The organism is Streptomyces sp. NPDC058579, assembly GCF_042718575.1.
Classification (GTDB): domain Bacteria; phylum Actinomycetota; class Actinomycetes; order Streptomycetales; family Streptomycetaceae; genus Streptomyces.
Window position 1 is genome coordinate 53,055 of sequence record NZ_JBHXPI010000025.1, and the last position, 13,709, is coordinate 66,763.

The window sequence follows — 13,709 nt, forward strand, 5'->3', positions numbered from 1 at the left end:
CGGACGGGGTGGGGTAATGGGTAGCTGATGGGTGGGGGCCCACCCGTCTAGGTGTGGCCCCACTCCGTGCCGTTCCGCGTGGAGCACCGGCCCCGCCGTCGCTGCCGCTCAGTCGCCCGAAGCGCTGCTGACACCGCCGCCGCTCCGGGCGCGCCGGGTGAAACGGGCGGTGAGGCCCTCCAGTACGGGGACGAGGTCGTGGGGGCTCGGCATGGCCAGCATGTCGTGGTGGATGCTCGCGGCGCCGGCGTGGAAGGACTCCTCGCTCAGGACGCGCCTGATCCGCTCGCGCATCTCGTCGGTGGACTGGGCGTGCCGGTCGAGGGAGAGTCCGGCGTTGCGCGCCGTGACGTAGGCGGAGGTGGGTGGGGCGTCCATGTGCCGCTCACGGAAGGTGCTGTGCACGCCGTGGTCGTCGACGACGATGAACTCGCTCTCCTCGTCGTTGATCAGCTGGGGGACGCCGAAGGCCGCGGCCGCGGCGAACGTTCCGATACCGCCGTGGTGGATGAGTGCGGTGGTCGTCGGCAGCAGCTGGTTGAGCGGGACGTAGTCGACGGTGCGGACGTTCGCGGGGAGGCGGGAGAGTCCGTCGAGCTGCTCGTCGTCGAGGGTGGCGACGATGTCGGCGTCGAGGTCCGCCACCGCTTCGAGGAGGGCGCCGATGCGGTCCGCCCCGTCCTTGAAGAACTTCCGCACCGACACCCCGAGGGAGAGAGCGACGCGGGGCCGCTCGGGGGGTGTGCGCAGCCAGTCGGGGAGCGGTGCCGCGCCGGTGAACGGGGTCCAGCGCATCGGCACGGTCCGGGTGCGGGTCGGCAGCCGCATGGGCTCGGGTATCGGGTCGATGGTCCACTGTCCATGGAGCAGTTCGTCGTCGACCTCGACGCCGAAGCGTTCCGCCACCGGCCTGACGGCCTCGACCAGGGGGTTCTCCCCCAGCGCCGTACCGAGGAGTTCACGGCGGGCGGCAAGGGTCTCGGTGGTCCAGGCGAAGTAGTCCAGTCCCCACATGAGACGGGCGTGGGCGGCTCCGGAGACACGCGCGGCCACCGCGGCGGACGGCCAGCACGGGTCCCAGATCATCAGGTCCGGCCGCCATGCCTTGGCGAAGGCGACGAGGTCGTCCACGGCCGGCATCGGGTCGGAGGGTGACGCGTCGGCCGGGTGGAAGTCGCGCAGGCACGCGATCATGAAGCGGCGGAAGGCACCCCACGCGTACTGGCCGGCCGGGTCGAGGTCGAGCTGGTCGGTCAGCCGGTCGAGCCGGCTCTCGGTCTCCGGCGAGAGCGGCCTGTTCGCCGCTCTGGGCGCCGGGACCACCTCAGGGTCGCCGAGCCGCACCGCGGTCAGCCCCACGGAGGAGATCGTCGGCGCCATGGCGGGATGCGCGGCGACCCGGACGTCGTGTCCGGCGCTCTGCAGGGCCCAGGCGAGCGGGATGATCGGATAGAGGTGGGCGGTCGCGGGCCAGACTGTGAACAAGACTCGCAAGGGAGTTACTCCGTCGGTCGCTTCTCGGTCGCACCGTCTGCGTACGAAGTTCGGTGTCACACGGCGCAGTTGGGTTGCGGCGACCGTAGCCGGAGCCTTCCCACCGCTATCTCATCGCCGGGTAACGGCCGAGCCCCTCGTGCCTCGCCCACCGGACCCTCGCGGGTACGGCAGCGCCGGAGCGGGATTCCCCCGCTCCGGCGGTCGCCCACGCGCTCGCGGGTCTGCCCGGCGGGCAGTCGCGACATCCGCGGCTGGTGTCCTCAGGCGCGCACCGGCGTCGCCCGGCGGGCCGCGGCCTCGAGGGCGAGGACGGCGGCGCGTTCACCCGACTCGATGGCTCCCTCCACGAAGCCGGACCAGCCCGACGCGATGTCGCTGCCGGCGAAGACGAGCCGGCCCTGCGGCTGCTGGAGAGTGCGCAGTTGCCGGGTCAGTTGGAGGGGGCGCATGAACGACCAGCCGCCGCGCGCGTACGGGTCGCCGCCCCAGTCCTGCGACTTGATCCCTTCCACGACGGCCTGTGGCACGAACCGGCGCAGGGCGGCCTGCACCTGGGCGGTGCTGGTGTGGTCGAGCTGCGGGTCGACGCTGAAGCCGATCATCAGCCGGCTGCCGTCGGCGAGCGTCGTGTGGGGCACGACTCCGATGAGCGGGGCGCCCGACTCCGCTCCTTGGGCGATGAATCGGCCCACGTCCCCCCGGACCTTCATCCAGATCTTCTTCGCGTGCGGCACGGCGATGCCTGCCGTGGACGCCGAGGCGAACTCCCTGGGCAGTCCGGAGCGGAAGGTGATGGAGTTCCACACGTTGGCCGGGACGGCGACGACGACCGATCGGCCGGTGTACTTCCGCCCGTCGCGGGTCTCGACGCAGACGTGGGACGCGGTGTCGGTGACCGCCGCGACCGGCGAGTTGAGCTGAAGGGTGACCGGCTGGTCGGCCAGCATCGCGCTGATCAGGCCGCCCATGCCGGTGACGGGACGGTAGGTGTTGAGCCCGTTGTACGTCGCCAGGTCCCCGGAAAGGGCGAGCTGCCGGACGAGGGCCGTGTAGGCGCCACGAGTGTTGCTGCCGCCGGCGGTGGCCGTGTGTCCGTTGAGCCAGGCGTCGTCCTGTGGCGCGAGCCGCAGCTGGTTCAGTCGGTCGCGCAGCGTCAGCCGGTCCGGCTCGGCCAGCAGGTCCGCCCGGTGCAACGGGTCGTGGGGGCGGGGGAAGTACGACTCCGACCCGGCGAAGAAGTCGGTGAGCAGCTCTCCGAGCCGAGTCCCCGCCACTGCGGGGTCGAAGTCGGCGTATCCGCTGCCCGACGGCAGGACCAGTCGGTCCGGCGGGGTGTCGTCGGCCACGAGGGATATGCCGTGGCTCTGTATCTCGTGCCAGACCTTCGTGTGCACCGGGTGGACCCAGGCGCCGCCCATCTCCACCAGCTCGCCGGCGAATGTGCCGGTCCAGGTCCGTCCGCCGATCCGGTCCCGGGCCTCCAGGAGCAGCGTCCTCTTGCCCTGGGCCCGCACGGCCCTGGCGGCGGCGACTCCGGCGAAGCCGGCGCCGATCACGATCACATCGTACGGATCGCCCGGCCCCTGCTCGGCGTGGACAGGCCCGGCCGCTGCGCCGACGCCGGCGGCGGCGGTCAGCGTGGCCAGGCCCGCCGCCTTGAGGACGGTCCGTCTGCGCGATACCCCTGCCATGGGGTTGTTGTCGGCAGCCAAGGTCTCTCCCTGAGTGACTGGAATGGACGGGCCCGGCGGATCGATCCGGGACACGCTGGGAGTCGACACATGGCAACGGCCGGAAAGGGACGTGCACTTCTGACGACGTTGGCCGGATCCAGCCGGGCCCGCAGAGGCGGAACCACCTCACCACAGACGTCCTTCCGGAGGCCAAGGCAGCGCTCACGGGCCGGTCATCGGCGGGTCATCGAGCAGCCGGAGGGAGGGTGCGGAGGGCTTGAATCCGCCGGCGATTGCCCGCTCGTGACTGGCCAGTTGTCCTCCGCTCGTAGCCTCTGCCACAGCACGTGGACGTTGTCCGACGTTCCGCACGGAGTCCGCGTAACCCCTGATGGAGAGGTCAGCGATGACATCCTCGGCGCTTGCGCCCTTCCTTTTCAGTCACGACTACTTCCAGGATCCGTATCCCGCCTTCTCGTGGCTCCGCAAGAACGCCCCGGTGCACGGGCTGACCTTCCCGGTCGGCGACCTGCCCATGTGGATGGTGTCCCGCTACGAGGACGTGCGGGAGCTGCTGGGGGACCATCAGCGCTTCAGCAGTGACGCCACCGTGTGGGCCACCGAGGAGTTCAAGAAGTCAGGTCTGGTGTTCGGCTCGGGCACGGTCATCGAGCGCATCCTGTCGGTCCTCGACCCCCCGGACCACACACGCGTGCGCAAACTGGCGATGGGCGCGTTCACCCCCCGCCGCACGGCGCTGTGGGAGGAACCGACCCGGGAGATCGTCAGCTCCGCCCTCGACCGCCTCGAGGCCATGGAGAACCCGGACGTCATGGAGTACGCGTCCACCGTCCCGGCCGAGGTGATCGGGCGGGTGATGGGCATCCCGCTGGCCAAGTTCCGGCAGATCCTGGACGCCATCGAGCGGGCCCTGCACGTCGACCCGGAGCACATGACCGAGTCGACCCTCGCCTACCAGGAGATCGTCGACTACGGTCGCGAGGTCATCGAGGAGAAGCGCCGCAACCCGGGGGAGGACCTGACCTCGGTCTTCATCCAGGCCCGCGACGGTGACGACCGCCTGGACGAGAACGAGCTCATCGCCATGGTGGCGCTCATGATCATGGTCGGTCTCGACACCACCCGGAACCTGATCGGTTCGGCGGTCCTCGCCCTCCTCGACCACCCCGACCAGCGGCTGCTGCTCGCCGAGCGGCCCGAGCTGGCCGAGTCCGCCGTGGAGGAGTTCCTGCGCTACGACGGTGCACTGACGGTGGCGCTGATCCGATTCGCCACACAGGACGTCGAGTTGCTCGGCACGACCATACCCAAGGGTGCCACGGTCATCGCCGCGCTCCAGTCCGCCAACCGGGACCCCGAGGTGTTCGAGAATCCGGACGCGCTGGACATCACGCGCTCGGGACCACGACACCTGGGGCTCGGGCACGGGCTGCACAACTGCCTGGGTGCGGCCCTCGCCCGGCTGGAGTCCCGAATCGCCATCCCCGCGTTCTTCGAGCGGTTCCCCAATGCCCGGCTCTCCGTGCCGCGCGACGAGGTCCGCTACGGGGAGAGCTGGCTGCTGCGCAGCCTGACCGCACTCCCGGTCGACCTGCACGGCACGGGATCACACTGAGCTCGGGAGGCGACCCAGGATGAAGATGCTGCTCACGATCGACAGGGACGCCTGCGCCGGCGCGGGCACCTGCATGGCGATGAACCCGGCCCTCTTCCAGGTCGAGGACGGTACGGGCGTGGTGCTCCAGACCGTGCTCGACGGTGAGGAGGCGATCCAAGCCGCCATCGACGTGGCCGAATGCTGCCCCACGGAGGCGGTGCTGGTCGCTCCCGAGGAGAGCTGACCACCGCTGGGGGAGGCGGTAGAGGCGGTAGAGGCGCCCTCCCCCAGCGCACTGAGGCTCCGGTGACCACCCGTGGGTGGTCACCGGAGCCTCAGTGCGTGGACGACGACAGAAGTGCCCGCCCCCAGCCGCTACGGACTCGGTCCGATCGCCGAAGCACGGCGAGGCGGGGGCGGCTCGGGACTTGCCGGGCCCGGTCTAGGCAGTGGGCTTGCGGAACTGCTCGATCATGGCGGCGTAGCTGTCGCCGGCCCGGCCCGAGGCGATCGCGCGGTCGGTGAGCTGCTTCACGAAGGCCGGCAGCTCGGTGCCGACGCCCGTCGCCTCGCTCTCGTGGAGGAGGTGCACCATCGTCGCCAGGTGCGTGTCGATGGTCGCGTCGTGTGCCGGGTAGGAACCTTCGTCGATCTGCCCCGCGTAGGCCGAGACGAAGTTCGTGACCGCGCCGATCCAGGCGTTGGCGAGCGGCGCGAAGGTGGACGCCTTCACCTGCGCGGTCTCCAGCAGGGCGGCGCCGTGCAGGAAGCTGTTGAGGACGCCCCACATGATGCCGAGCAGCGCCACGTCGTACAGCGAGGCCAGGCCGTGGTCCTCGCCGAGGTGGGTGGCGGTGCCGAGGGCCGCCAGGGTCGCCTCCGCCGCGTCGAACACATCCCGGGCGCCCGCGTACAGCAGCGTGGCGTGCTCGGTGCCGATGACGGGCGGGATCGCCATGATGGCGCCGTCGAGGTAGGCGATGCCGTGCTCGTCCGCCCACCGGGCGGTCTCCCGGGAGCCGTCGGAGTGGCCCGAGGTGAGGTTGACGACGGTCTTCCCCCGCAGCGCGTCCGCGAGCGGGTTCAGGACGGCGTGGAAGGCGTCGTAGTCCGTCAGGCACACGACGACCAGCGGGGCCGCCTCGACCGCGGCCGCCGCCGACGTGGCGAGCACCGCGCCCTTCGCGACGAGCGCTTCGGCCTTCTCCGGCGAGCGGTTCCACACGGTGGTGCGGGCTTCGGACCCGAGGAAGGCGCCGGCGAGCGCCTGCCCCATCAGGCCGAGACCGACGACCGAAACGGCGGCGTGCTGGGTGTCGGCCTGTGTGGTGGAGTTCATGAGGAGGCAACTTTCTCTCGATGCGTGCACGGCCGGAGGCGCGGCCCGGCCGTTTCGGTGTGCCGTGCCCACGCGCAGGAGGCTAGGCGCGCCCGCTCACGCGCAGGTCATGCGGCGGTAACTCCCGGAGTCCGGGATCGCCTCCGGGTGCGGCCACCGGCATGAGCAGGGCCGCACCGGGGCGTACTCGGCGCTGGAGCGCGCGCCCGCAGTCCTTCGGGACTCCCCGGGCATGCGCCGGCCCGGGCCGCGCGCCGATCGGCGTCTAGAGGTAGTCGTTGTTGGGGTCGAGGCCGACGAGGACGCGACCGTGGGCCTCCAGGCTGCCGAGAGGGGTCATCAAGCCGTGCAGGTAGAGGCCCTCGATGTCCCGCTGGATGCGCTGGAACGGGGCGGTGCGCGCGATGATCGAGGCGCCGCTGATGTCGTGGAGTTCCTGGACGGCTTCCTTGGCGAGCTGGACGGCGTAGCCGAACTGGCCCCGCATGGCGGCCTTCTGCTCGACCGTCAGCTGTTCGCCGGTGTCCGCACCGACCTGCATCAGGCGGTGCCAGCCCTCGGCGAGGCACTCGGCGGCGGTGATCTTGTTGGCGGCGACGGCCACCTTCACCTGGGTGTAGGGGTGCTCGCGCTGTTCCGCCCAGTGGGTGTACGCGATGCCCTTGCCCGGCAGGCGCTGGAGGAAGACCTCGAGCGCGGCGCGGGCCAGGCCGATGTAGACCGGGACGGAGAGAGCCATCACGTAGGCGGTGAGACCGTAGTTGCGGCCCGTGGCCCCCGCGTTGGAGCGGTCGCCGACCAGCCCCTCGATGACCTCGATTCCGTCCACGACACGGTGGGCGGGGACGAAGAGGTCCTTGACCGAGGTGGTCGAACTGCCGGTGCCCGACGCGGCGGTGACGTCCCAGTCGTCGGCGATGGAGACGTCGGAGGCGGGGACGATGGCGAAGACCTCGGCGTCCTCCTGGCCCGGGCGCTGGAGCATCGCGGCGTAGATGTTCCAGTCCGCGCCCTTGATGCCGGTGTTGAAGCGCCAGCTGCCGTTGAGGACGTACCCGCCCTCGGTCTCGACAGCCGTGCCGGTGGGGGTGAAGCCACCGGAGATCCGGACGGAGCCGTCGGCGAAGATCTCTTCCTGGGCCTTGTCGGGGTACTGGCTGGCGATCCAGGCGCTGGAGACCCACGCACAGGCGATCCAACCGGTCGAACCACAGCCGCGGCCGATCTCGGCGACGATCGCCGCCTGGTCGGCCACGGGCAGATCGAGGCCGCCGAAGCGCTCGGGAACGGCGATACGGAAAACGCCCGCCTTCTCCAGCAGTTCGACGTTCTCGTCCGGGATCCAGCCGCGGTTCTCGGCCTCGAGGCCGTTCTCGCGCAGCCGGGGAACGCATTCCCTCACCGCGTTCAGCACGGACTCCGTTTCCTTCACGGACGTGGCCATAGGAACTCCTCAACTATCGGCCGGACAGAACCAGATCGAGCATGCACGGGACCAGTTCATGCGCAGTAACGCGGCGGTAATCCCGATACCGACGCGCCGGGACGGACGTCGGCGAACGACGGACGTCCCCGTGTGCCGGACGGAACGTCACGGCACACGGGGACGGGTGGATCTCCGGCCCTGGCGGGTGGCTGTTCGGAAAAGCTGCTCGGGGAGCTATTCCGGGAGCAGGCTGCCGGCCACCGGGCGGTCGATGGCCATGAGCCAGCGGCCGTCCTCGCCGCGACGCAGGACGTCGGTGCAGTTGCCCTCGATGTGCAGCGGCTCGCCGTCGTCGGTGGTGCCGTCGATGACGAACCGCACTCCGATCAGCGCCACGTCGCCGGCGACGTAGGAGTGGGTGACCTCTGCCTGCAGCACGGGCTTGGACGCGAGGAATTCCTTGAAGAACTTCAGTCGGTCCGCGCCGGTCAGCGGGGCACCCGAGAAGTTGGAGATCGCGTCCGAACGGTAGAGCTTGTCGAACAGCTCGCCGTCACCGGAGTTGAAGATCTGCAGGAAGATCTCGTTCTGCGTGTCGGTGTCGGAGGTCAGGTCGGGATTGTCGGAGTCGAAGTCGACGGTGATGGCCATGGAGATGCGGACCCCTGCTTTCTTGGTTGGCGATGGGTGGCGACGGGTGACGACGGGTGACGACGGGTACCCGTGCGGTGGCGCCGGCAACCGGTGCGGTGACGACGGGAACCGTCGCGGTGACGACGCTCCGGAGCTCTTGGGCTCCGCGGTGGCCTACTGCTCGCCGTAGGGGTCGTCGACGGCGTAACGCCAGTGTCCGTCCGCGCCCTGACGCAGTACGTCCACTCCGACACCCGTGAGGCGCTCGGGGTTTCCGTCCGGGCCCTTGGTGTCGATGGTCCAGTCGACGATCAGCAGGGCGGTGTCGCCCGCCACGAACGACTGCCGGGGAACCGCCGTCATCGTCGGACCGGCGGCGAGGAACTCCCTGACCGCATCGATCCGCGCCTGGCCGGTGAGCGGAACGCCCCGCTCCCAGACCGCGACGGCATCGTCGGTGTACATCGCGTTCACAGCGTCCACGTCACCCGCGTTGAACGCCTCGACATAGATTGCCGTGTGCTTTTCGACGTCGTTCGTGAGTTGGGCCACGATTGAACTCCTCTGCTTCTGTCCGCGCTCTACCGCCCATGAGCATTTCGGATTGATCTCCGGAGAGGCTAACGACGGGTCAGGAACCCCCCACTCATCGCGAAGTAATGAGACGACCACTCCCTCGACATCCCGCGCAGTTACCGCACCGTGCGTAGGCTCGCATTACGATCTACAGGCCCTTCTTGAATTCGCCGCATTCCTGGCCGGCCTCTGAATTCCCTTCGCGAGAGGCCTTCGGCTTCCGTCATGGGACGCACGCCAGGGGAACACGGGCACATCACACCGGGGAGCTGAGCATCATGGCGGACGAGGACACCCTCCGCGAGTACCTCAAGCGGGCGATCACGGACGCCCGTGACGCGCGGGACCGGCTGCGCGCGGTCGAGGAGAAAGCGCGGGAGCCGATCGCGATCGTGTCGATGGGCTGCCGTTTCCCCGGTGGAGCGGTGTCACCCGAGGAGTTGTGGCGGGTGGCGGTCGACGGCGTCGACGCCATCACGCCCTTCCCCACGGACCGCGGCTGGGACCTCGACCGGCTCTACGACCCCGACCCGGCGCGCGTCGGCACGAGTTACGGCCGTGAAGGGGGGTTCCTGCACGATGCCGCGCTGTTCGACGCCGCGTTCTTCGCGATGTCCCCGCGTGAGGCTCTCAACGCGGATCCTCAGCAGCGGTTGCTGCTGGAGACGGCGTGGGAGACCTTCGAGCGGGCCGGCATCGACCCCGACACGCTGAAGGGCAGCCGTACCGGTGTGTTCGCGGGGGTCATGTACAGCGACTACGGCTCACGGCCGGGACTTCCGAAGGAAGACTCCGAGGGCTACCTGTTCAGCGGCAGCGCGGGCAGCATCGCCGCGGGCAGGCTCTCGTACACCTTCGGTTTCGAGGGTCCGTCGATCTCGGTCGACACCGCGTGCTCCTCCTCCCTGGTGGCCCTGCACCTGGCGGCCAACGCCCTGCGCCGAGGCGAATGCGATCTCGCACTCGCCGGTGGCGCGACCGTGATGTCGACGCCGTTGGCCTTCGTCGAGTTCTCCCGCCTGCGAGGCTTGGCGCCCGACGGGCGGATCAAGTCGTTCGCCGCGGCGGCCGACGGCACCGCCTGGTCCGAAGGCGTCGGCATGCTGCTGGTGGAGCGACTGTCCGACGCTCGACGCAACGGCCACCAGATCCTCGCCGTCCTCCGCGGATCCGCCGTCAACCAAGACGGCGCCAGCAACGGACTCACCGCCCCCAACGGCCCCTCCCAAGAACGCGTCATCCACCAAGCCCTCACCGACGCCGGCCTCACCACCAACGACATCGACACCGTCGAAGCCCACGGCACCGGCACCCGCCTCGGCGACCCCATCGAAGCCCAAGCCCTCCTCACCACCTACGGCCACCACCGCACCACCCCCCACCCCCTCTACCTCGGCTCACTCAAATCCAACATCGGGCACGCCCAGGCGGCGGCGGGCGTCGGTGGTGTGATCAAGATGGTGCAGGCCATGCGGCACGGCATCCTGCCCAGGACGCTCCATGTCGACGAGCCCACCCCGATGGTCGACTGGACATCAGGAGCCGTCGAACTCCTCACGCAGCAACGGGAATGGCCCGACACGGGCCGGGTACGACGCGCGGCGGTGTCGTCCTTCGGATTCGGCGGGACCAACGCCCACGTGATTCTGGAGCAGGCGCCCGCCGAAGCCCCCGCACCGGCCGGTCCCGCGGACACGAGCGCTCCCCGGACGCCCTGGCTGCTGTCGGCCAAGACCGACCAGGCCCTACGCGCCCAGGCCGAACGCCTCCACGACTTCGTCGCCCAGAACCCCACTGTCTCACCGGTCGACGTCGCCTGGTCCCTGACCACGACACGCGCCACCCACCCGCACCGAGCCGTGATCGGCGGAGCGGACTCGACCGAACTCCTCGCCGGCCTCCGCGCACTCGTCGACGGCCGCACCACACCCGGTGTCGTATCGGGAGTCGCGAAGCCCGGTAGGACGGCGTTCCTGTTCACGGGCCAGGGCGCGCAACGGGCTGGTATGGGCGCGGAGTTGTACGAGACCTACCCCGTCTACGCCGCCGCGTTCGACGAAGTGTGCGCGGCGCTTGACGTCTACCTTGACCGGCCGATCGCGGAGGTCATCCGTACCGGGCACGAGCTTGACCAGACCGCCTACACCCAGCCCGCGCTGTTCGCGGTGGAGGTCGCGCTCTACCGTCTGGTCGAGTCCTTCGGACTCCGGCCCGATTACCTCGCCGGACACTCCATCGGCGAACTCACCGCCGCACACATCGCGGGGATCCTCGACCTCCCCGATGCCGCGCGACTCGTCACGACCCGCGCCCGCCTCATGCAGAACGCCACCCCCGGCGGCACCATGATCGCCATCCAGGCAACCGAAACCGAGATCACCCCCCACCTCGCAGGACACGAACACCACGCATCCATCGCCGCTCTCAACTCCCCCCACTCCACCGTCATCTCCGGCGACACCCACACCGTCCAGACCATCGCCGACATCTGGAAAGCACAGGGCCGCAAGACCACCCGTCTCGCCGTCAGCCACGCATTCCACTCCCCCCACATGGACACCGCCGCCGAAGAACTCCTCACCACAGCGGCCACCCTCACCTACCACCCACCCACCATCCCGATCATCTCCACCCTCACGGGAGAGCCCGCCGACCAGCACCTCACCACCCCCCAGTACTGGTCCGACCAACTCCGAGGCACCGTCCGCTTCACCGACACCCTCCACACCCTCAACAACCACGGCACCACCACCTACCTCGAAATCGGACCCGACGCAGTCCTCACCCCCCTCACCCACACCACCCTCGACAACACCCAAGCCACCGCCCTCCTCCGCACCGGCCACGACGAGGTCAGCACCTTCCTCGCCGCCCTCGCCTCCGCCCACGTCCACGGCACCACCGTCGACTGGTCACCCCTCTACACCGGCACCCACCCCAGCCGCATCGACGTCCCCACCTACCCCTTCCAACGCGAGCGCCATTGGTTGATGCCGACGGCCGGCGACGACCCTGACGACGCCGTCTCCGAGGCGCTGTTCACCGTCGAGTGGGAGACGGCGGCCCACCCGGACCACAGCCAGGCGCGTCGGTGGGGGGTGCTGGGCGCCGACGCCGTGGCCGCCCTGGAACACGGTGGCGGGGACGGTCTCATCACGGAGATCGATGACGTCACCGCGGCTTCCGCTGCCGCCTCCCAGGTCGACGCGGTGGTCGTGCCGTGGCTGTCGGGCGCGTCGTCCGGACCTGTTGCCTCCGTGTACGTCGACACGGCCCGGGCTCTCGGCCTTGTCCAGCAGTGGCTGGACGACGAACGACTCCTGGCGATTCCGCTCGTCGTGCTCACGCGTGGCGCGGTGCAGGCAGTGCCGGGGGACGCACCGGATCCGACTGCGGCCGCACTGTGGGGGCTGGTGCGTTCCGTGCAGTCGGAGCACCCAGGCAGGATCGTGCTCGTCGACGCGGACGGACCGGTCTCCCCCTCCGTGTTGTCCTCGGTGCTGGTCGGCGAGGCGCCCGAGAACGCCGTGCGGGGTGGCGCTGTCCTGACGCCTCGGCTGCGGGCCCTGCCCGCGCCCGACAAGAGGAGCACGCCGCAGTGGTCCTCCACCGGAACCGTTCTGGTCACGGGTGGTACGGGGCTGGTGGGTGCCGCCGTCGCCCGCCATCTGGTCGCGGAACACGGCGTCACCAACCTGCTGCTCGTCGGCCGTCGCGGTGACCAGGCCGACGGCGCGGCGGAGTTGGCCGCCGAACTCAAGGAGCTGGGCGCCGAGGTCGTCATCGCCGCCTGCGACGTCGCCGACCGGCAGGAACTCGCCGCCCTGCTGTCCGGGCTCACCGGCGGGCGTCGGCTCACCGGTGTCGTGCATGCGGCGGGCGTCCTCGACAACGGCCTGGTCGAGACCCTGACGCCGGAGCGTTTCGGTACGGTCCTGCGCCCCAAGGCGGACGGCGCCTGGAACCTGCACGAGTTGACCCGGGACATGGACCTCGTGGCTTTCGTGCTCTTCTCCTCCACCGTTGGCGTGTTCGGCGGTCCCGGTCAGGCCAACTACGCCGCCGCCAACGCCTTCCTGGACGGCCTCGCCCGGCACCGTCGGGCGCACGGCCTGCCGGCCACGTCCATCGCCTGGGGGCTGTGGGAAGGCGGCGGGATCAACGGGCGGCTGGACGACAAGGACCAGGACCGGTTCGCCCGGAGCGGCTTCCGCACCACGTCCAGTACGCAGGGTCTCGCGTTGTTCGACCAGTCCGTCGCATCGGGCGTGCCGGCGGTGGTCGCCACCCCGTTGGACCGTACGGAGATACGTTCCGGTGGCCCGATCCCGCACCTGCTGCGCACGGCAGTGCCGGGGCGGCAAGAGGGGCATACCCCCGAGGCTCCAGCCGGGTCGGCGGCGCCGCAGTCCCCGACGGAGCGCCTGGCCTCCCTGTCGCCTCTGGAACGACAGGAGTGGGCTCTGTCCCTCGTACGGGACGAAGTGGCGTCGGTGCTGGGGCACGCGTCCGCGCGGACCGTGCTGGCGGAGGGTTCGTTCCAGGAGCTCGGGCTCGATTCGATGACCGGTGTCGAGCTGCGCAACCGGCTCAACGCAGCCACAGGCGTCAGCCTCGCGGCGACCGTGGTCTTCGACCATCCGACGCCCTCGGCCCTCGCCGGCCATCTCCTGGAGCGGCTCGGTCCGCTCATGGGTGACCCGCTGCACGTGGTGCTGGCCGAACTCGACAAGGTCGACGCGCTCCTGGCTGAGTCGCCGCCCGGGGACGCGGAACGTGAAGAACTCACCGCGCGGCTCCAGGCTCTCGTGGGGAGGCTGCACAAGTCCGAGGCCCAACCGTCGGCACGGGAGGAGACCGACGCGCTCGCCTCGGCGTCCGCGGAGGAGCTCTTCAGCTTCATCGACTCCCAGCTCAGCTGATCCGCATCCCGTACGGCTCGTTCGC

8 protein-coding genes and 1 pseudogene are annotated in these 13,709 nt (G+C 70.1%); 3 read left to right on the forward strand and 6 right to left on the reverse strand.

Annotated features, from left to right (window positions below):
* Positions 1 to 108: 108 nt before the first annotated feature.
* Positions 109 to 1,485 carry a nucleotide disphospho-sugar-binding domain-containing protein gene (locus ACFWRO_RS24855; RefSeq protein ID WP_384513367.1) on the reverse strand — a complete coding sequence of 459 codons (1,377 nt, stop codon included), beginning with the start codon at positions 1,483 to 1,485 and terminating at the stop codon, positions 109 to 111.
* A gap of 272 nt (positions 1,486 to 1,757) precedes the next feature.
* Complete coding sequence (locus tag ACFWRO_RS24860) at positions 1,758 to 3,188, reverse strand: flavin monoamine oxidase family protein (RefSeq protein WP_384513369.1); 1,431 nt, start codon at positions 3,186 to 3,188, stop codon at positions 1,758 to 1,760.
* A gap of 388 nt (positions 3,189 to 3,576) precedes the next feature.
* Here ACFWRO_RS24860 and ACFWRO_RS24865 point away from each other — a divergent pair, with 388 nt between their 5' ends.
* Together ACFWRO_RS24865 and ACFWRO_RS24870 are read left to right on the forward strand one after the other, a co-directional pair.
* Positions 3,577 to 4,806 carry a cytochrome P450 gene (locus ACFWRO_RS24865; protein ID WP_384513370.1) on the forward strand — a complete coding sequence of 410 codons (1,230 nt, stop codon included), beginning with the start codon at positions 3,577 to 3,579 and terminating at the stop codon, positions 4,804 to 4,806.
* A gap of 19 nt (positions 4,807 to 4,825) precedes the next feature.
* A complete protein-coding gene (locus tag ACFWRO_RS24870; protein WP_384513372.1) occupies positions 4,826 to 5,032 on the forward strand; it encodes a ferredoxin in 207 nt (68 codons plus the stop codon).
* Positions 5,033 to 5,230: 198 nt separating this feature from the next.
* Here the strand turns inward: ACFWRO_RS24870 and ACFWRO_RS24875 are convergent, their stop codons facing one another.
* The 4 genes from ACFWRO_RS24875 to ACFWRO_RS24890 form a co-directional block, all read right to left on the reverse strand.
* Complete coding sequence (locus ACFWRO_RS24875) at positions 5,231 to 6,127, reverse strand: NAD(P)-dependent oxidoreductase (RefSeq protein WP_384513374.1); 897 nt, start codon at positions 6,125 to 6,127, stop codon at positions 5,231 to 5,233.
* Between the two features lie 265 nt (positions 6,128 to 6,392).
* Positions 6,393 to 7,571 (reverse strand): acyl-CoA dehydrogenase family protein, encoded by a 1,179-nt coding sequence (locus tag ACFWRO_RS24880; protein ID WP_384513375.1) that lies wholly within the window; start codon positions 7,569 to 7,571, stop codon positions 6,393 to 6,395.
* Between the two features lie 216 nt (positions 7,572 to 7,787).
* Positions 7,788 to 8,204 carry a YybH family protein gene (locus tag ACFWRO_RS24885; protein ID WP_384513377.1) on the reverse strand — a complete coding sequence of 139 codons (417 nt, stop codon included), beginning with the start codon at positions 8,202 to 8,204 and terminating at the stop codon, positions 7,788 to 7,790.
* 156 nt (positions 8,205 to 8,360) lie between these two features.
* A complete protein-coding gene (locus ACFWRO_RS24890) occupies positions 8,361 to 8,738 on the reverse strand; it encodes a YybH family protein (protein ID WP_384513379.1) in 378 nt (125 codons plus the stop codon).
* Positions 8,739 to 9,040: 302 nt separating this feature from the next.
* Between ACFWRO_RS24890 and ACFWRO_RS24895 the strand changes: the two are divergent.
* Positions 9,041 to 13,684 (forward strand): annotated as a pseudogene (locus tag ACFWRO_RS24895) (SDR family NAD(P)-dependent oxidoreductase); the annotation flags it as partial.
* Between the last annotated feature and the right edge of the window lie 25 nt (positions 13,685 to 13,709).

Excerpts from the sequence above, each read along its gene's own strand:
- ACFWRO_RS24860 (WP_384513369.1), bottom strand. The coding sequence starts at position 3,188 with ATGGCAGGGGTATCGCGCAGACGGACCGTCCTCAAGGCGGCGGGCCTG.
- ACFWRO_RS24865 (WP_384513370.1), top strand. The coding sequence starts at position 3,577 with ATGACATCCTCGGCGCTTGCGCCCTTCCTTTTCAGTCACGACTACTTC.
- ACFWRO_RS24870 (WP_384513372.1), top strand. The coding sequence starts at position 4,826 with ATGAAGATGCTGCTCACGATCGACAGGGACGCCTGCGCCGGCGCGGGC.
- ACFWRO_RS24875 (WP_384513374.1), bottom strand. The coding sequence starts at position 6,127 with ATGAACTCCACCACACAGGCCGACACCCAGCACGCCGCCGTTTCGGTC.
- ACFWRO_RS24880 (WP_384513375.1), bottom strand. The coding sequence starts at position 7,571 with ATGGCCACGTCCGTGAAGGAAACGGAGTCCGTGCTGAACGCGGTGAGG.
- ACFWRO_RS24885 (WP_384513377.1), bottom strand. The coding sequence starts at position 8,204 with ATGGCCATCACCGTCGACTTCGACTCCGACAATCCCGACCTGACCTCC.